This window comes from Bradyrhizobium sp. SZCCT0153 (assembly GCF_018129995.1).
GTDB lineage: Bacteria > Pseudomonadota > Alphaproteobacteria > Rhizobiales > Xanthobacteraceae > Bradyrhizobium > Bradyrhizobium japonicum_G.
Genome location: NZ_JAFCKS010000021.1, coordinates 1 through 16764, shown reverse-complemented (window position 1 = coordinate 16764; position 16764 = coordinate 1). Strand labels below are relative to the sequence as shown.

Here is a 16764-nt window from a genome sequence, read left to right as displayed (position 1 = left end):
GAGCACGGCATAAGCCGTCCAACCACTGCGCAGGGAAGGCCGAGTGATTGGCTACACCTGTATGCTGCTGTGCGGTTTTCTCTGCGTGTGCTTTTCGCGCAGCGGACCGCGGGTGCCAGTCGGCACCCGGCCTTCCCTGCGCCCTCTTGGCTCAAAGAGGGTGGAGCGACCAAGCAAAGCTCGGGCGAATTGCGCCGCGAGGATGCGAAGGCGTGCCTGCGATTCAAGATGCGAGTTGGAAGAGCATATCTGCCGCCTCATGCCCCGTCATTGCGAGCACAGCGAAAAAATCCAGACTGCCACGAGGGATTCTGCTCCGTCGTTGCGCGTCTCACCCCTGGCTCGCCATGCGTGTGCGGTCGAGGTGTCCCTCGATCTTCGGGCGGTCGCGGGTACGCTCAAAACTGGTGCAGAGCAGTTCGGTCTCCTCGAGCGAGACCGGGGCGCGATACAGCCGGCACATGAATTCGGCCGTTGTGCGCCCCTTGCCGGCACCCGGGCCGGCGCCGGGGCTGCGTTCGGCGAGAAACATGCAGTCCCGGCAGATGCTGGCATCGAGGCGTTGATGTGCTGCGTCGAGGTGATTGAGGATCTCCCGCAGCGAGTCGCGCAATCTCACGCACTCGTCCGTCCCAAGCGCCGTGACTGCGTTCAGCACGTGATTGATCGGATCGTGCTGGTTCAGGCATTTCTCGCCCTGCGCGGTGACGTGGAGCACGACGGACCGCTTGTCCTCGTGCGACGGCTTTCGCACGAGGTAGGACTTGCTCTCCAGCGTCTTCACGATCTGCGATGCGGTCGCCCTAGTGGCGCCGATGAAGCCGGCCAGCGCGGACGGTGTACGCGAAAACCGGTTGGCGCGGCCGAGAAAGCGCAGTGCCATCCATTCCCGATCGCGCAATCCATGCTGATTGCCTTCGAAATACCAGGCCCTCGCCGCCTGAACCAGCAGCTCCACGGCTTCTCGTGCCACTGGCATGAATTTACCTCGTCCCCGGAGCTTCGTCTGCGGCGTCCCGAAGCCGCCATGCGCCCAGGCTCTCGAATTCTTCGAGGGGCGTCAGACGATTTGTGGCGTCCAAAGAGCACGTCGCGCCCGGGTCTTGCTCGAAGGCACGGACTGCAGCGGACACGACCGGGACCAATGGGCGTCGCGTCGTCAGGAGCAAGAGATTGCGTCGCTGATGGCATGCCAATGGCGTCGTCGCCGCACGGGAGCCCGAGTTGCCGTCGCCAGCAGACGATGGATCGGAGAAGTTCAACCGAAGCCCCTGAAGTTCAAGTCACACGCAGACGTTTCTTATCTTCCATCGAAACGATGAATGAGCTTCTCAACAAAATCAAGTAGAGACACTCTCGGAGACTGGATGTCTCTGCAATCGAATGTAACGTTCAAGACAATCCCGCTCTTCGGGACACATGATGGTGAACAACGTTCGACGAGTTACATGCACTTAACTGTGCGACGGTTTGATTGCACGGCACTTTGTTGTCTGTCGTTGATGCAGGTTGATCGAAGCTTGTGCATGATGACGCTGTGCTTCGGCACGTCATCCACAACCTGTGCGTTCTGACGGAGAATCGCCAAGGGAACTCACAGGAATTGCACGTTGCGGTTGTTGCGGCGCGGATCGAGTAATCGCCGGCCCCGTCGCTTCGGCATCAGCTGCCCCGATTCGCTCAACCGAACGGTGGAAGCGCTGGCGATGGAAACCGGTGGCGGCTGCGCGCGCATGCGCCGGGAGCGTGGCGGCATGCGCAATTGCCTGTCGAAACAATGAGCAAGGCGCGATTGCGGGGGCGCCGCGCGCCGTCTCGTCCTGCTAGTCGCCCCTGAGCATGTCCCGGAGCTCGCGGAAGGGATCGGCGCTTGGCGGAGCCGAGGCGTCCTGCCGCATCGCGCCGTAGATTCTCGGAACCATGTCGACCGCCTGATCGAGACCCGAATCACGTCCCGACTGGTATCCGCCCATCAGGCGAAGGTCGCGCGTGTCCTCGTATTTGGCGATCATGGCGCGCAGCTTGCTCACCAATTCGCGCTCCTCGGGATCCCAGACGTTATGGGCGAGGCGGGAGACCGAAGCCAGAACGTCCACGGCCGGATAGCGCGCCTGGTCGGCGATGTGGCGGCTGAGCACGATGTGCCCATCGAGTGTGCTGCGGATGGTGTCGGCGATCGGCTCGTTGTAATCGTCGCCGTCGACCAGCACGGAAAAAATCCCGGTGATCGTCCCGGATCCCTCCTCGCTAGGTCCGGCGCGTTCCAGAAGGCGCGGCAGATCGGTGAAGACGGTGGGTGCATAACCGCGCGCCACCGCGGGCTCACCGGCCGCAAGCGCGACCTCGCGGGCGGCATGGGCAAAGCGCGTGATCGAATCGACCATGAGCAGGACCGATTCGCCGCGGTCGCGGAAATATTCGGCGACCGCCATGGCTGTCTTCGGTGCCAGCCGCCGCATCATCGGGCTCTCGTCTCCCGTCGACACGATCGTGACGGCGCGATGACGGTCGGTGCCCAGCACGTCCTCGATGAACTCGCGCACTTCGCGGCCGCGCTCGCCGACCAGGGCCAGCACGACGGTGTCGAAGCCCTGGCTGCGGGCCAGCATCGCGAGCAGCGTCGATTTGCCGACGCCGGACCCGGCAAAGATGCCGACGCGCTGGCCGGCGCAGATCGGGGCGAACAGGTCGATCACGCGCACGCCGGTGCGCAGCGACTTGTGCACGCGCGCGCGCTTCATGGCCGAAGGCGCCTCCGCCTCTGCCGAGACCGCACGCGATCCCGGCGTCAGCGGGCCTTGCCCGTCCAGCGGCGCCCCGAGCGCGTTGATGACGCGGCCCTTCCAGCTCGGATCGGGCGCGAAGGACAGGGGCGGCATCCGGTACGCGACCGAACCGAGGCCGCCGGCGAATTGCCGATCGAACGGCTTGGCGATGATGCCCTCGCTGTCGATCCTGATCACCTCGCCGATCTGGGGCTTGCCGCCGGAGTTGACGCCGATCAGTTCACCGAGCCTGACGAAGCGCGACAGGCCGGAGACGCGGAAATGCGTCGGGGCGATCTCGGAGATCGCGCCGCTGACGCTTGCCAGGGGAGTGCTCTGCTGAAGCTCCAGCAGCGCCCACTCGAGTTGCCGAAGAGCGTTCAAGGAAACCGTCCAACCTCATTGCGCGCGAGGCGCAGTCTACTTGCCGGGTTCGCCCAGCGTCCGGATTGCGTTCTGGAGCGAGCTCTCGGTGCCCTCGATCATCGAATTGGTGCCGTCGAAGGCGCGCGAAGCTGCGATCAGCTTCGTCAATTCCATCATCGGATTGGCGCCGGAGCCCTCGACATAGCCTTGCTTGAAGCCGTCGCGCGAGAAATCGGCGATGGCGGTCGCAGGCCGGTCGGGCGTGACGCCCGAATTGCCGTAGCGGTCGAGATTGGCGTCGGCGGGAATGTTGAACAGACCGATGGTGCCGATCTCGTTGTTGTCCTGGGTGATCGCGCCGCTGCGCGCGATCGAGATCGGCCCGCCGTTCGGATCGAGCGTGATCGGCGCGCCGCCGGAATCGATGACGGGAAAGCCGGCCACGGTCTGAAGGTCGCCGTTGGGCGCGATCTGGAGGCGGCCGTCGCGCGTATAGACCGTTCCGTTCGGGCCGGCGAAGGCGATCCAGCCCTGTCCGACCACGGCGACGTCGAGCGGGTTGCCGCTCTCGGTGATGCTGCCTTGCTCGCGCGAGATGATGTTGTCGCCGGGCGAGGAGAAAGCCACCGGGTTCGCCCCCGCCCTGGACAGCACGGTCTCGAATTTCACCACGTCGGTGCGGAACGCCGCCGTGTTGACGTTGGCGACGTTGTTGGCGATCGTCTGGAGGCGCTTTTCGAGGGCGACCTGCGCCGACAATCCCACATAGAGAGCCGATTGCATGACTTACCTGTTGAACCGGATGTTCTGAAGGGTCGTGAGGAGGTCCGTGTCCACGCTGGCCGACGCCGACGCGCCGCCGATCAGGACCAGCGCGGGGTTGGTCGAGCTATCGCTCTGCGCCTGGGTGGCATCCCACATCGCCGCGAAGCGCTGGACGAATTTGGTGACCTTGGTCGGGTCCTGGAAATCGGTGAGGTCGATCTTGTCCGTTATCATCTTGGCCTGGGCATCGATGTCGGACGAGCTGATGGTCGACGACCAGCCCATTGCGGTCTGGACGACCTGCGTCAGCGCCCTGTCGGCGAGGATCTGGTAGGCATTGGTGATCGTGGACGCCTTGCGGGTGAAATAGAGCGCCAGCCGCAGGCCTTCGTTCTGATCGCCGGCTTTCTGTTCCATGGTCTGCGTGACGTACTGGGTCGCCGTGCCGGTCGTGGCCTGGGTGCTCTGGGTCGCCTGGTCGCCGAGGGCGGCGAAATTGAAGGCCGTGGCGAATTCACGGTAGCGCGTGTCGGAGAGCTTGTTGGCGAAGGCGTCCTTGTCCGAGACGCCCTCCGTCAGCACCTTGCGCATGAACGCCTTGGCGTAGGTCATGTCGCTGAGGCCATAGGCCTTCATCGCATAGGAGTAGAGGCGATAATCCTTCAGGAAATCGTCGATGGTCTTCACGCTGCCGATGTGGCTGAGGAAATAGTCGGTGTCGCGGCTGACGTCCGGCTGCGTCGCGACCTGCGTCAGCGACTTGCCCATGTCCTTGGTCAATCTGGTGTAGTCCGCGATGGTGGATAGCATGACACACGCCCCTCTGGCCGCCCTTGCGGCACCGTCCCAAGCTGCCGTGAATTGCTTGTGCGAGGCTGGCGACCGGATAGCCAGCTCCACGCAAGGCTCGCCGACTAGATATTCCCGATGGGATCGGTGATGGAGCGGCGCGTTGGGCAGTTTCGTGGGGATCGTCATCACGGTAGCGGCACTGCTGGGCGGATTTGCCGCCATGGGCGGGCATCTGGCCGTGCTCATGCAGCCGTGGGAGTTCGTGATCATCATGGGCACCGCGGCCGGTACCTTCATCATGGCCAATCCGTGGAAGGTGGTCGCCGATACCGGGCTGGCGTGCGTGCAGGCTGTGACGGGGGCGGTGCCCGGCCAGCGCTACTATCTCGACCTACTCGGCGCGCTGCATGCCCTGATGCGGGAGCTGCGGGGCAAGGGTCGTAACGAGATGGAAGCGCATATCGACGACCCGGCCTCCTCCGAGATCTTCAAGGCGTTCCCGAGCGTGCTCGGCGATCCGTCGCTGCTCCAGTTCATCTGCGACTACGTCCGCCTCATCATCATGGGGAATGCGCGCACGCACGAGATCGAGGCGCTGATGGACGAGGAAATCCACACCATCGTGAAGAGCAAGCTGATGCCCTACCATGCGCTGGTGGTGGTCTCGGAGGCGCTGCCTGCGCTCGGCATCGTCGCCGCAGTGCTTGGCGTCATCAAGGCCATGGGCGCGCTCGACCAGTCGCCGAAGCTGCTGGGCGGCTTCATCGGCGCCGCCCTGGTCGGCACCTTTGCCGGCATCTTCCTGTCCTACGGCCTCATCTCACCCTTCGCGCTGAAGGTCAAGATGACGCGCGAGAAGCGTTGCCGGCCCTACATCATCGTCAAGCAGACGCTGCTGGCGTTCATGAACGGCGCCATGCCGCAGATCGCCGTCGAGCATGGCCGCAAGATGATCTCGAGCAACGAGCGGCCGTCGATCGACGTCGTCGAGAACGAGACGATTGCGGGTCCCAAGGCCGTGGTGACCGAGGCTGAACCCAAGGCCGCCCGCGCATGATGATGGAAGACCTCGACGTCGATCAGCGCAAGCAGCTGCCGAACTACCTGCTGGACGCCGCCGGCATCTCGATCGAGCGGATGCCGATGCTCAATGTGATCTTCGATCGCATGGCGGCATCGTGCACGGACAGCCTCCAGCCGATTGCCGGAACGCCGTGCTATTTCTCCGTCAATGGCATCACCAACGACCGCGTCGGTGTCATCATCAAGGACTACGAGGCCAACGCGGTTGCGGCCGTGCTCTATGCCGAGCAGTGGGACTCCCGCATCATCATCATGCTCGACCGCGACTTCGTGTTCACCATGGTCGAGGCGATGTTCGGCTCCGACGGCGCCGAGCCGCCGCTCGACGTCGAGCGCACCTTCTCGAACATCGAGATCCGCCTGGTCCAGGCGCTGTTCGAGCGGTTCGCCAAGGCGCTGCAATCCGCCTTCGCCGGCACCTCCAACGTCACCTTCCGCGTGGAGCGGGTCGAGACCGCCATGGCCTCGCTGGCGATCGGGCGGAGCGGCAACATGTCGATCTGCGCGAACATCATGTTGCAGGCGCTTTACCGCGGCGGGCAGATGTTCCTCATCATTCCGCACTCCGCGCTCAACCCGCTGAGGCAGAAGCTTGCCACCGTCGTCGTCAGCGACGGCCGCGCAGCCGATCCGCGCTGGCGCGAACAGATGGAGAGCGAGGTTCATCGCACCGAGGTGACGCTGAGCGCGGTGCTCGACGAAAAGATGATCTCGCTCGGCGACGTCGTGAAGTTCCAGGTCGGGCAAGTGCTCGAGCTCGAAGCCACGCCGCGCACGCTGGCGCGGCTCGAGAGCAACAACCAGGTGCTGTTCTGGTGTCAGATCGGCCAGCTTGATGGCTATTACGCCATGCAGGTGGCAGATCCCGTCGATCAGAAACGGGAGTTCGTCGATGATATCCTATCTCGTTGATGCGGTGCTGCTGATTGCGCTCGCCTTCACCAGCATGCGGGTGACCCGGATGCACCGCGAACTTGCGCGGTTGCGCAGCTACCAGGGTGAATTCTCGACCATCGTCCACGAGACCGCGGGCGCCTTCGACACGGTCATCACCGCCGCCCACGATTCTACCGCAAATCTCGGGCGGCTCGCCAGCGTGCTGAGCACGAAGATCGACCAGGCCCACGAGGCGATCGCTGCGCTCGACGCGAGGAGCGGGCTCGCATCCACGGTGACCGCGGGCGGCGCCGACGTGAACAAGCATTGAAGTCGAAGCCGGCGGAACAAATACGATCGGAACGTCGCGGCGCTCCGGGAGCGGAAATACCAAGAGGCGATACCAAATGGCGCAATCCTTCGACTACGAGTCAGCATCTGCAACCGACGAGGGGCATACCGACACATCTCCGCTGGAGCGGCTGGCGGAGATCGCCGCGCGCGCTGCCGAGGAGACCGGCAAGTTCGCCAATGTCGATGCCATCCTGCGCATTCCCGTGACCATGCAGGTGGTGTTGGGTTCGGCCACCATTCCGGTGGCGAACCTGATGAAGCTCGGCCGTGGCGCGGTGGTTCCGCTCGATCACCGGGTCGGCGAACCCGTCGACGTCGTCGTCAACGGCCGCGTCGTCGCCCGCGGCGAGGTGGTCGTGGTCGAAGAGGACAATTCACGCTTCGGCGTCTCGCTCACGGAGATCGTCGGGCCGCTAGGGCAGGGTGATAGCTGACCATGGCGGCACAGGTCGGCATCGCCCCCATCAAGCAACGAGGCGTTGCCACGCTGGGCGGAACGGAAAAGGTCGCGGCGCTCCTGCTCGCCATGGGCCGGCAGGCGGCGGCGAGCGTGCTCGCGCAGTTCGAGCCGCAGGATATCCGTATCGTCACCAAGGCCGCCGCAGAACTGCGGCCGATCACGGCGCAGGAACTCGAGTCGATCGTCGAGGAGTTCGCCCAGCAATTCTCGATGGGCGCCAACATCCTCGGCACCCTCGGTGGCCTGGAGGCCGTGCTCGGCGACGTGCTTCCCGCCGACCAGGTCTCGGCGATCATGTCGGATCTGCTCGGCAATTCGAGCCGGTCGGTGTGGGACCGTGTCTCGTCGGTGTCGGAAAACTCGCTCGCCACCTATCTGTCCAAGGAACATCCGCAGACTGCCGCGCTGATCCTGTCCAAAGTCAAGCCGGCCTGTGCCGCCAAGGTCATGAGCCAGCTGCCGTCGAGCCTGCGCAACGAGCTGATGCGGCGCGTGCTCAGCCTCAAGCCGATCGTCGACGACGCCATGAAAGTTCTCGAGAAGACGCTGCACGAGGATCTGACGCTGAATTTCGCCCGCAACCTCGGCGCGGACACCTATGCCCGCGTCGCGGACATCATCAACAAGATGGAACGCGGCCACATCGAGGACATGCTGAAGAGCCTGTCGGAGAAGCGGCCGAAGTCGGCCGAAGTGCTGAAGGAGCTGCTGTTCACCTTCGACGACGTGATCAACCTGGCGCCGAAGGCGCGCACCATGATCTTTGACCAAGTGCCGACCGATCGCATCGTCGTCGCGCTGAAGGGCACCGACAAGCATTTCCGCGAGCTGATCCTGTCTGCGGTCGCCTCGCGCGTCCGCCGCGTCGTCGAGCACGAACTCGCCATCGGCGAGCCGTCGAACCAGCGCGACGTGCTGGAGGCGCGCCGCGTCATCACCGACCTCGCGCTCGACCTCGCGGAGAAGGGCGAGATCGAGCTCAACCCCGAACAGGAGGATGAGCTGGTCTTCCGCTGACCGCTGAACGGGCATGGCAGAAACATCCGATCAGGAGAGCAAGACAGAAGAACCGACCGAGAAGAAAGTCCGCGATGCGCTCGAACAGGGCAAAATCCCGGTCTCTCGGGAGGCGTCGATCTTCGCCTCGATGGCTGCGCTGATGGTGATCCAGGCGTTCCTGATCGGCCAGGGCGTGCAGCAATTGACGCCGACGCTGATGGGCTTTCTCGACGATCCCGACGGTTTCCCGCTCGGCACCGGGGCCGACGCGCTCAATCTCCTCACCGTGGTAGGCCTTCAGGCATTGCGGTTCCTGGTGCCGCTGGTCGTCACCCTGGCGGTGTTCGGCCTTGCAGCCTCGCTGCTGCAGAATGCGCCGCGCGTCGTGCTGGAACGCATCATGCCGGACCTGTCGCGAATCTCTCCGCTCAAGGGCTGGAGCCGGCTTTTCGGAGCGCAGGGTCTCGTCGAGTTCGCCAAGTCGCTGTTCAAGCTCGCCTCGGTGACCGTCGTCGTCGCCTTCGTGCTGCGCTCGTCGGAAGCCAGGGCGTTCGAGGCGATGTACACCGATCCGGTCGCGCTTCCCGAGATGATCCTCAACATCGCGATGCGGATCGTTTCGGCGATCTGCATCGCGACCATCGTCCTGGTCGCGATCGATCTCGCATGGTCGCGCTTCCACTGGCGGCGCGACCTGCGCATGACCAAGCAGGAGATCAAGGACGAGCACAAGCAGGCCGAAGGCGATCCGCTGATCAAGGCGCGCCTGCGCTCGCTGGCGCGCGACCGCTCGCGCCAGCGCATGATCGCCTCCGCATCGCGCGCAACGCTGGTGATCGCGAATCCGACGCACTTCGCGATCGCGCTGCGCTACAAGCGCGAGGAAAACCCGGCGCCGATCGTCGTGGCCAAAGGCATGGACGTGATCGCGCTGAAGATCCGCGAAGTCGCCGAGCAGAACCGAATTCCGGTGATCGAGAACAAGGCGCTGGCGCGCGCGCTCTACGAGGCGGTTCAGGTCGACCAGGTCATTCCGGCGGAGTTCTTCCGGCCGGTTGCCGAGATCATCTACTTCCTGCAGTCCAAGCAGGCGCCGCGGACCGAGAAGGTCCAGTAGAATTCCGAGGACGGCTTCTGCTCCATCAGCCTGACGAAAGCTTGCCGCCATAAGCTCTCTCCGAATGGACCAGAATGGGACTGCCGTGGGACCGCTTTATCTCTTCGAACTCGCATCGTCGCAGGCGCGGTACCTCGAACTCCGCCAGTCGACCATCGCTACGAACGTCGCCAATGCCAATACGCCGGGCTTCAAGGCGCGCGACGTCGAACCGTTCAACAAGGTGCTCGACAGCATGCCGGTGAGGCTCGCGACGACGTCGCCCTCGCACATGCAGTTGTCTGCAGCCGAGACCGACACGCGGAAGATCGCGAAGAAGGACAGCTGGGACGTGGTCCACTCCGGCAACTCCGTCAGTCTCGAGCAGGAAATGATCAAGGGCAGCGACGTCAGCCGCGACTACTCGATGAACTCGGCGGTGGTGCGGTCGTTTCACCGCATGCTGCTGTCGAGCGCGAAGACCTGAGGTGAATTGACATGCTGGACTCACTGCAAGCCTCATTGACGGTCGCGAGCTCCGGGCTCGAAGCGCAGTCGACGCGCATGCGCATCGTCTCGGAAAACCTCGCCAACGCCACGTCGACGGGACGCACGGCCGGCGCCGATCCCTATCAGCGCAAGACCATCACTTTCGACGCCGCCATGGACCGCGCCTCGGGCGCGCAGCTGGCGAAGGTCAAGGAGATCGGGGTCGACACCACGCCGTATCGCGTGGAGTACGAGCCCGGGCATCCGGCTGCCGACAAGGCCGGCTACGTCAAGCTGCCGAACGTCAACATGATGATCGAGATGGCGGACATGCGGGAAGTCAATCGGTCCTATGAAGCCAATCTCCAGGTCGTGAAACAGGTGAGGTCGATGCTGGGAATGACCATCGACCTGTTGAGGAGCTGACAATGCTTGAGGCGATTTCATCCACCGCGGTCTCCGCCGGGCAGGCGGCGAGCCGTGCAACCGAGACGCAGTCCATCGCGCCCACCGCTCCGACCGCGATCCAGTCCACCGACGATGTCGGATTCGAATCAGTCATGAAGCAGGTGACGACGGACGCGATCGGGACGCTGAAGGCGGGCGAAGCGGCGTCGATCTCGGCGATGCAGGGCAAGGAATCGACGCGGCGCGTCGTGGAGGCGCTGATGTCGGCCGAGCAGGCCCTGCAGACGGCGGTCGCGGTTCGCGACAAGGTCGTGCAGGCCTACCAAGAAGTCGTCCGTATGTCGATTTGACCTGAAGGAATGACATTGTGAAATCGCTCGCCATCGCGGCCACGGGCATGAACGCCCAGCAGACCAACATCGAAGTCATCGCGAACAACATCGCCAACATCAACTCGACGTCGTACAAGCGTGCGCGCGCGGAATTCACCGATCTGTTCTACCAGATGGACCGCATGCAGGGCGTCGCGAACGTCAACGGTTCGTCGCCGATCCCGGAAGGCGCAAATCTCGGCCTCGGCGTCAAGTCGGCGGCGATCCGCAAGCTGCACATCCAGGGCGCGCTGACGCAGACCGGTAACCCCTACGATCTCGCGATCAACGGCCGGGGCTGGTTCCAGGTGCTCGGCCCGAACAACGAGGTACAATACACCCGTGCGGGTTCGTTCAACACCAATGCCAACAGTCAGCTCGTCACGACCGACGGCTACCTGCTGGATCCCGCCATCACAGTGCCGCAGGGAACGGTCCAGGTCACGGTCAACCAGACCGGACAGGTGTTTGCCAAGCTTGATACGGAAGTGAACCCGCGGCAGATCGGTCAGCTCAATCTGGCCAACTTCGCCAACGAGGCCGGCCTCGAACCGCTGGGCAGCAATCTTTATCGCGAGACCACGGCGTCCGGCACGCCGGTCGTCGGTCTGCCCGGCGATGCCGGCTACGGCAAGATCAACCAGCAATATCTCGAAGCCTCGAACGTCGACCCCGTCAAGGAAATCACCGAGTTGATCTCCGCCCAGCGCGCCTACGAGATGAACGCCAAGGTCATCCAGGCTTCCGATGAAATGGCTTCGACCGTATCGAAGGGCCTTCGCTAGTTCCGGTGTGTCCATGTTGAACAGGGTGGGCCTGATCGTGCGCGGGTTGGCCGCCGTGCTGCTGCTTCTCGTCTCGGCGCAGGTCGCTGCGGCAGAGGAGAAGCGGCTTCCCGTGCCGGCCGTCTCGATCCGCGCCGGCGAGCTGATCCGGGACGACTTCATCACGGAACGCGCCTTCGCGCCGAACTTGCTCGGCGTTGCCATGTTCATCGAGCAACGTCAGATCCTGGTCGGCCGGATGGCGCGCCGCACGCTGCTGCCCGGCCAGCCGATCCCGACCAATTCGGTGGAAGATCCATGGACCGTCGCCCGCGGCGCCATGGTCAAGGTCGTGGTGGAAGACAGCGGCCTGTCCATCGTCACTTACGGCTCGGCGATGCAATCGGGTGGGGCCGGTGCGCTGATTCCGGTGCGAAACACCGATACGGGCGTGATCATCAGGGGCGTGGTCCAGCCGGACGGCACCGTCAAGGTCGTGGACGGGTCATGACGAGATTCCTGCTTGCCCTCGTCCTCCTGGTTTCGGCCGCCAGCGCCCAGGCCGCCGTTCGTATCAAGGACATCGCGGATATCAAGGGACTGCGCGAGAACCAGATCGTCGGCTACGGTCTCGTCATCGGCCTGAACGGCACCGGCGACACGCTTCGCAACGCTCCGTTCACCGAGCAGTCCCTCCAATCGATGCTCGAGAACATGGGCATTAATGTCAGGAACGAGACCACTAGCACGAACAATCCACCGCGTCCGACGACGCTGCGCACGCGCAACGTCGCCGCCGTGATGGTGACCGCGGACCTGCAGCCTTCGATCGGTGCCGGCGAGCGCATGGACGTGACCGTGTCGTCGCTCGGTGATGCGACCTCGCTGCTCGGCGGCACCCTGGTGATGACGTCGCTGCGCGCGGCGGACGGCGCCGTCTACGCGGTCGCGCAGGGAGCGGTTACGGTCGCCGGTTACAGTGTCGGAGGCCAGGCCCAGAACGTCAGCCAGGGCACGCCGACTGCCGGCCGCATTCCGAACGGCGCGCTGGTCGAGCGCGAGGTGCAGGGAAGTCTCCACGAGATGGAGTTTCTGGTGCTGGAGTTGAGGAACCCCGACTTCGTCACCGCAACACGAATCCTCGACGCCATCAACCGTTTCGCGGGCGGGCGCTACCGCGCGCAGATCGCCTTTGAGCGCGACTTCCGAACCATCGTGCTCTCGAAGCCGCGCCATATCGGCCCGGTCCGCTTCCTGGCCGAAATCGGCGAGCTCACTGTCGAGCCGGACACGCCGGCGCGGGTTGTGATCAACGAGCGCACCGGCACGGTGGTGATCGGACGCGACGTGCGGATATCGACCGTTGCGGTGACGCACGGCAATCTGACGGTCCGCGTCACCGAGCTGCCCGTGGTGTCGCAGCCGGCGCCGTTCTCGCAGGGGCAGACGGTGGTCGTACCACAAACCATGGTCGAGGCCAACGAGGCCGGATCGCAAGTGGCGATCCTCAGCGGCGTCGACCTCCAGCGCCTGGTGCGCGGGCTGAACCAGATCGGCCTGAAGCCATCCGGCATCATCGCGATCCTCCAGGCGATCAAGACGGCCGGCGCTCTCCAGGCCGATGTCATCGTGCAATGATGCACAAGCGTCGTGCAAGCTTGGTCGCTCAATGCTGAGGTCTCGACCGAGAATCGCACGCGGCCCGATGTTGAAGCTGGATCACAACGCCAAACTCCTCGTCCTGGTCGCGGCCTCGATGCTCGCGAGCGCCTCGCCCGTGCTTGCTCTGGACGAGGCCAAGCCGTCGAAGCCGCTCAACCTGCTGTCCTTCGCGCGCGCCCGCGCGCCCGGGCCGCAGAAGCCGAATCCGCCGGCCTCGGTCGACAATGCGTCGGTCCGGGCGACGGCGTGGGCAGCCGAAGACTCCGGTCCCGCCGTCACGGGAGCTGTGCCGGTTTCCGAGAAGCCCGCACCGGCGCCAGCACCCGCAGCCGCGCCGGTGCGCCCGGCCAAGCCCGGCAGCGTCACGGCGCCGCCGAAGCCCGCGCCGGCACAGGCTGCCGTGCCTGCGGACAGCGAAGTCGCTCTGTTCTGCAGCAATGTCACCGACCCCGCGGTCGATGCGAGGCTGGCCTGGCAGCTCAAGGAGTTGGAGAAGGCCGAGATCCAGCTCCGCGAGCGGATCGCCGAGGTCGAGGCAAAGCGGGCCGAATACGAGAAGTGGATGGCGTTGCGCGACGACTTCCTGAAGAAAGCCGAGGCGCAGGTCGTCGAGATCTATTCGCGCATGAAGCCGGACGCCGCGGCGACGCAGATCGCCGGCATGGCGGACGAGACGGCCGCGGCCGTGCTCGCCAAGCTCAGCCCGAGGAGCTCGAGCGCGATCTTCAACGAGATGGATACGGCGCGCGCGGCGCACCTCGCCGACCTGCTCGGTGGAATGCGTCGCGTGGATGACGGAAAGACCAAATAGATGAAGAATCTGATCCTCATCCTGCCGCTCCTGATGCTGACCGGATGCATCGGCGATCCCGCCGAGATCCTGACCGGCCCGAGACTGTCGCCCGTGGGCAGCGGCCTGCGGGCGCAGGCCGATCCGATCCCGGTGACGCCGCGCATGCGCACGCCCGTCAGCTATCGCTCGACCTGGGACGACGGCACGGATCTCTATCGCGATCCCCGTGCCCGGCGCACCGGCGACGTCGTGACGATCATCATCTCGATGCAGGACAAGGCCAAGCTCGACAACAAGACCGATCGCTCGCGCGATTCGCAGATCAAGTTCGGGCTGGACTGGCTGATGGACGTTGCTGGATGGCAAGACAAGGGCTCGACCAGCGCCAATCTGAACACCAACACCCAGATCAAGGGGAATGGTCAGATCGATCGTACCGAAGACATCAAGCTGTCGATTGCCGCCATCGTCACCGACGTGTTGCCGAACGGCAATATGATGATCAGCGGCTCGCAAGAGTTCAAGGTCAACACGGAGATGCGCGTGCTCAACGTCGGCGGCATCGTGCGTCCGCGAGATATCTCGCGAACCAACACCATCTCCTATGAGAAGATCGCCGAGGCGCGCGTCTCCTATGGCGGTCGCGGAAATCTGTCTGACGTGCAGCAGCCTGGATGGGGACACCGGATCTATGACGCCGTGGCACCATTCTGAGACTCGCGCCGGTCGGGCCGCGCCGCGAAGGCAGGGGACATGATGCGCCTGATTGCGGCCATCGTAGTGCTGACCCTCGTCGCGATCGGCGCCGGCGCGCTCGCCGGCCTGCATCTGTTCGCGGCCGCCGAACGCGTCGCCGATGCGAAGAAAACCGCCACGCCGCCGCCGATCGCCTCGAGCTACGCCGGAAGCGCGCGGCTCAGGAAACTGTCCCCGATCGTGACCAATCTCGGCGCGCCCGCCAACAACTGGGCTCGTATCGAAGCCTCCATGGTGACCGAGAGCATGAGCGACGAGGATGCCGGCATCCTGGCGGCCCATATCAGCGAGGACATCGTGACGTATCTGAGGTCGGCATCGGTTGGACAGTTCGAGGGCGCGCGCGGGCTCCAGCATCTGCGCGACGACCTGATTGAGCGCGCCAACATCCGCTCGTCGGGCAAGGTCCGCGAATTGATCATTGAGACATTGGTGATTCAGTGAGATTGAAAGTCCTGCTGCTCGCGTTGGTTCTGGTCGTGCTGCCCGAGGTGGCGCTCGCCCAGATTCCGGACCTCAATTCGCTGCTGCCGCCTGGAAACGGCTCGACCAGCGGCCGGATCATCCAGCTGATGGCCCTGATCACGGTGCTGTCGGTGGCGCCGGGACTGCTCATCATGGTGACGAGCTTCACGCGGTTCGCGGTGGCGCTGTCGTTCCTGCGCGCCGGCCTCGGCCTGCAGACCACGCCGGCCAACCTGGTGCTGATCAGTCTCGCGCTGTTCATGACCTTCTACGTGATGGCGCCGACCTTCGACCGTGCCTGGGAGACCGGCGTCCAGCCCTTGATGAAGAACGAAATCTCGGAGGAAGAGGCCTACCTCAAGATAACCGATCCGTTCCGCGAGTTCATGCTGGCCCATGTCCGCGACAAGGATCTCCAGACCTTCGAGGCGCTGGCCGCGGAGAGCTTTCGCAAGAAGTTCGACGACAAGCGCATCGACATGCGCGTCATCATTCCGGCCTTCATGATCTCAGAGCTCCGGCGCTCGTTCGAGATCGGATTCCTCATCATCCTGCCGTTCCTCGTCATCGACATGATCGTGGCGACGCTGACCATGTCGATGGGCATGATGATGATGCCGCCGACGATCCTCGCGCTGCCGTTCAAGATGCTGTTCTTCGTGCTGATCGACGGCTGGAATCTGCTGGCTTCCGGACTGGTGCGGTCGTTCTCGTAAGAGCCGCGATCGCGGGTCGTAGGCCGGGTATGGTTAGCGAAAAGTAATATTAACCATATGATATTGCTAAGCAATTCAAGCCGATCTTAATCTGCGGGCAAGATTCGGCGTGCTAGCAATGCGTCACGGCGGGTTGGACCCCACCCACGTCAGTCCAAAGGCATGATGCCGCCCCTCCGTACCGGTGAAAGCCCGGTATGTCCCACGTGAAAATGTAACGCGTACATAAAGGGACATTCGCAATGTCAAGCCTGCTTACGAACTCGACCGCCATGACGGCGCTCCAGACCCTGCGGTCTGTCAGCTCGCAGCTCTCCACCACGCAGACCCGCATCTCCACCGGCCAGCGCGTGGCGACCGCTTCGGACAACGCCGCCTATTGGTCGATCGCGACCTCGATGCGAGCCGACAACGCCGCGCTCTCGGCAGTCTCCGACTCGCTCGGTCTGTCGTCCGCGACCGTCGACACCGAATATACCGCTCTGACCACGGTTATCGGCGACAAGGACTCCGGCCTGACCAAGCTGCAGTCGCTGCTGGTCGAAGCCAAGACGGCAGGTATCGACCGCAGCAAGATCCAGGCGGACGTCACCCAGATCCAGCAGCAGATGAAGGCTACAGCCAATGCGGCGACCTTCAACGGGGTGAACTGGCTGAGCACGACGACCGGCACCACGCCCACGAGCTTCAGCCTCGTGTCGTCGTACTCGCGCGTCGGTGGCACGCCCACGATCGGCTCCATCACCGTGACGACCGCCAACTACTCGCTCTACACCAGCACGCA

At 64.1% G+C, this 16764-nt stretch carries 21 protein-coding genes; 17 read left to right on the top strand and 4 right to left on the bottom strand.

Annotated features, from left to right (window positions below; all coding sequences use genetic code 11):
• Nucleotides 1-331: 331 nt before the first annotated feature.
• From JQ572_RS34840 to JQ572_RS34825, 4 genes are all read right to left on the bottom strand, one after another.
• On the bottom strand, nucleotides 332-979 hold the full coding sequence (locus JQ572_RS34840) for a MarR family winged helix-turn-helix transcriptional regulator (RefSeq protein ID WP_211387351.1): 648 nt from the start codon (nucleotides 977-979) through the stop codon (nucleotides 332-334).
• Between the two features lie 844 nt (nucleotides 980-1823).
• The gene (gene fliI, locus JQ572_RS34835) at nucleotides 1824-3149 is read right to left on the bottom strand and encodes a flagellar protein export ATPase FliI (RefSeq protein ID WP_211387350.1); all 1326 of its coding nucleotides are present in this window, start codon (nucleotides 3147-3149) and stop codon (nucleotides 1824-1826) included.
• 36 nt (nucleotides 3150-3185) lie between these two features.
• Nucleotides 3186-3914, bottom strand: coding sequence for a flagellar basal-body rod protein FlgF (gene flgF / locus JQ572_RS34830; protein ID WP_211387349.1), 729 nt, complete (start codon nucleotides 3912-3914; stop codon nucleotides 3186-3188).
• A 3-nt stretch (nucleotides 3915-3917) separates the two neighbouring features.
• Complete coding sequence (locus JQ572_RS34825) at nucleotides 3918-4706, bottom strand: DUF1217 domain-containing protein (RefSeq protein WP_211387348.1); 789 nt, start codon at nucleotides 4704-4706, stop codon at nucleotides 3918-3920.
• Between the two features lie 142 nt (nucleotides 4707-4848).
• On the opposite strand from JQ572_RS34825, the gene motA reads away from it, so the two are divergent.
• The 17 genes from motA to JQ572_RS34740 all read left to right on the top strand — a co-directional run.
• Nucleotides 4849-5745: a flagellar motor stator protein MotA gene (gene motA / locus JQ572_RS34820; RefSeq protein WP_211387347.1), complete on the top strand. Its 897-nt coding sequence runs from the start codon at nucleotides 4849-4851 to the stop codon at nucleotides 5743-5745.
• Nucleotides 5742-6683 carry a flagellar motor switch protein FliM gene (locus tag JQ572_RS34815; protein ID WP_211387346.1) on the top strand — a complete coding sequence of 314 codons (942 nt, stop codon included), beginning with the start codon at nucleotides 5742-5744 and terminating at the stop codon, nucleotides 6681-6683. The genes motA and JQ572_RS34815 overlap by 4 nt, the downstream gene beginning before the upstream one ends.
• The gene (locus JQ572_RS34810; protein ID WP_211387345.1) at nucleotides 6664-6978 is read left to right on the top strand and encodes a hypothetical protein; all 315 of its coding nucleotides are present in this window, start codon (nucleotides 6664-6666) and stop codon (nucleotides 6976-6978) included. The genes JQ572_RS34815 and JQ572_RS34810 overlap by 20 nt, the downstream gene beginning before the upstream one ends.
• A 76-nt stretch (nucleotides 6979-7054) precedes the next feature.
• Nucleotides 7055-7435 carry a flagellar motor switch protein FliN gene (gene fliN, locus JQ572_RS34805; RefSeq protein WP_211387344.1) on the top strand — a complete coding sequence of 127 codons (381 nt, stop codon included), beginning with the start codon at nucleotides 7055-7057 and terminating at the stop codon, nucleotides 7433-7435.
• Nucleotides 7436-7437: 2 nt separating this feature from the next.
• Nucleotides 7438-8478 (top strand): flagellar motor switch protein FliG, encoded by a 1041-nt coding sequence (locus JQ572_RS34800; RefSeq protein WP_211387343.1) that lies wholly within the window; start codon nucleotides 7438-7440, stop codon nucleotides 8476-8478.
• A gap of 13 nt (nucleotides 8479-8491) precedes the next feature.
• Nucleotides 8492-9577, top strand: a complete 1086-nt coding sequence (gene flhB, locus JQ572_RS34795; protein WP_211387342.1) for a flagellar biosynthesis protein FlhB — start codon at nucleotides 8492-8494, stop codon at nucleotides 9575-9577.
• Between the two features lie 64 nt (nucleotides 9578-9641).
• Complete coding sequence (gene flgB / locus JQ572_RS34790; protein ID WP_211387341.1) at nucleotides 9642-10043, top strand: flagellar basal body rod protein FlgB; 402 nt, start codon at nucleotides 9642-9644, stop codon at nucleotides 10041-10043.
• Between the two features lie 11 nt (nucleotides 10044-10054).
• Complete coding sequence (gene flgC / locus JQ572_RS34785; RefSeq protein WP_014492659.1) at nucleotides 10055-10471, top strand: flagellar basal body rod protein FlgC; 417 nt, start codon at nucleotides 10055-10057, stop codon at nucleotides 10469-10471.
• Nucleotides 10472-10473: 2 nt separating this feature from the next.
• Nucleotides 10474-10803 (top strand): flagellar hook-basal body complex protein FliE, encoded by a 330-nt coding sequence (fliE, locus tag JQ572_RS34780; RefSeq protein WP_211387340.1) that lies wholly within the window; start codon nucleotides 10474-10476, stop codon nucleotides 10801-10803.
• 17 nt (nucleotides 10804-10820) lie between these two features.
• Complete coding sequence (flgG, locus tag JQ572_RS34775) at nucleotides 10821-11609, top strand: flagellar basal-body rod protein FlgG (protein ID WP_211387339.1); 789 nt, start codon at nucleotides 10821-10823, stop codon at nucleotides 11607-11609.
• A 13-nt stretch (nucleotides 11610-11622) separates the two neighbouring features.
• Nucleotides 11623-12099: a flagellar basal body P-ring formation chaperone FlgA gene (gene flgA, locus JQ572_RS34770; protein ID WP_211387338.1), complete on the top strand. Its 477-nt coding sequence runs from the start codon at nucleotides 11623-11625 to the stop codon at nucleotides 12097-12099.
• Nucleotides 12096-13226, top strand: a complete 1131-nt coding sequence (gene flgI / locus JQ572_RS34765; RefSeq protein ID WP_211387337.1) for a flagellar basal body P-ring protein FlgI — start codon at nucleotides 12096-12098, stop codon at nucleotides 13224-13226. Before flgA ends, flgI begins: the two co-directional genes overlap by 4 nt.
• 67 nt (nucleotides 13227-13293) lie before the next feature.
• Nucleotides 13294-14061, top strand: a complete 768-nt coding sequence (locus JQ572_RS34760; RefSeq protein WP_211387336.1) for a MotE family protein — start codon at nucleotides 13294-13296, stop codon at nucleotides 14059-14061.
• Nucleotides 14062-14757 carry a flagellar basal body L-ring protein FlgH gene (gene flgH / locus JQ572_RS34755; protein ID WP_211387335.1) on the top strand — a complete coding sequence of 232 codons (696 nt, stop codon included), beginning with the start codon at nucleotides 14062-14064 and terminating at the stop codon, nucleotides 14755-14757.
• A 42-nt stretch (nucleotides 14758-14799) separates the two neighbouring features.
• Nucleotides 14800-15243: a flagellar basal body-associated FliL family protein gene (locus JQ572_RS34750; RefSeq protein ID WP_211387352.1), complete on the top strand. Its 444-nt coding sequence runs from the start codon at nucleotides 14800-14802 to the stop codon at nucleotides 15241-15243.
• Nucleotides 15240-15980, top strand: a complete 741-nt coding sequence (fliP, locus tag JQ572_RS34745; protein WP_211387334.1) for a flagellar type III secretion system pore protein FliP — start codon at nucleotides 15240-15242, stop codon at nucleotides 15978-15980. The genes JQ572_RS34750 and fliP overlap by 4 nt, the downstream gene beginning before the upstream one ends.
• Nucleotides 15981-16222: 242 nt before the next feature.
• Nucleotides 16223-16764 (top strand): flagellin N-terminal helical domain-containing protein (locus JQ572_RS34740; RefSeq protein ID WP_479683960.1); only part of this gene is annotated, 542 nt, incomplete at its 3' end.

What these genes read in the sequence shown, in the direction of transcription:
- JQ572_RS34840 (WP_211387351.1), bottom strand. Translation starts at nt 979, where the DNA reads ATGCCAGTGGCACGAGAAGCCGTGGAGCTGCTGGTTCAGGCGGCGAGG.
- flgF (WP_211387349.1), bottom strand. Translation starts at nt 3,914, where the DNA reads ATGCAATCGGCTCTCTATGTGGGATTGTCGGCGCAGGTCGCCCTCGAA.
- JQ572_RS34825 (WP_211387348.1), bottom strand. Translation starts at nt 4,706, where the DNA reads ATGCTATCCACCATCGCGGACTACACCAGATTGACCAAGGACATGGGC.
- JQ572_RS34815 (WP_211387346.1), top strand. Translation starts at nt 5,742, where the DNA reads ATGATGATGGAAGACCTCGACGTCGATCAGCGCAAGCAGCTGCCGAAC.
- JQ572_RS34810 (WP_211387345.1), top strand. Translation starts at nt 6,664, where the DNA reads ATGATATCCTATCTCGTTGATGCGGTGCTGCTGATTGCGCTCGCCTTC.
- fliN (WP_211387344.1), top strand. Translation starts at nt 7,055, where the DNA reads ATGGCGCAATCCTTCGACTACGAGTCAGCATCTGCAACCGACGAGGGG.
- JQ572_RS34800 (WP_211387343.1), top strand. Translation starts at nt 7,438, where the DNA reads ATGGCGGCACAGGTCGGCATCGCCCCCATCAAGCAACGAGGCGTTGCC.
- flhB (WP_211387342.1), top strand. Translation starts at nt 8,492, where the DNA reads ATGGCAGAAACATCCGATCAGGAGAGCAAGACAGAAGAACCGACCGAG.
- flgB (WP_211387341.1), top strand. Translation starts at nt 9,642, where the DNA reads ATGGACCAGAATGGGACTGCCGTGGGACCGCTTTATCTCTTCGAACTC.
- flgC (WP_014492659.1), top strand. Translation starts at nt 10,055, where the DNA reads ATGCTGGACTCACTGCAAGCCTCATTGACGGTCGCGAGCTCCGGGCTC.
- fliE (WP_211387340.1), top strand. Translation starts at nt 10,474, where the DNA reads ATGCTTGAGGCGATTTCATCCACCGCGGTCTCCGCCGGGCAGGCGGCG.
- flgA (WP_211387338.1), top strand. Translation starts at nt 11,623, where the DNA reads ATGTTGAACAGGGTGGGCCTGATCGTGCGCGGGTTGGCCGCCGTGCTG.
- flgI (WP_211387337.1), top strand. Translation starts at nt 12,096, where the DNA reads ATGACGAGATTCCTGCTTGCCCTCGTCCTCCTGGTTTCGGCCGCCAGC.
- JQ572_RS34760 (WP_211387336.1), top strand. Translation starts at nt 13,294, where the DNA reads ATGTTGAAGCTGGATCACAACGCCAAACTCCTCGTCCTGGTCGCGGCC.
- flgH (WP_211387335.1), top strand. Translation starts at nt 14,062, where the DNA reads ATGAAGAATCTGATCCTCATCCTGCCGCTCCTGATGCTGACCGGATGC.
- JQ572_RS34750 (WP_211387352.1), top strand. Translation starts at nt 14,800, where the DNA reads ATGCGCCTGATTGCGGCCATCGTAGTGCTGACCCTCGTCGCGATCGGC.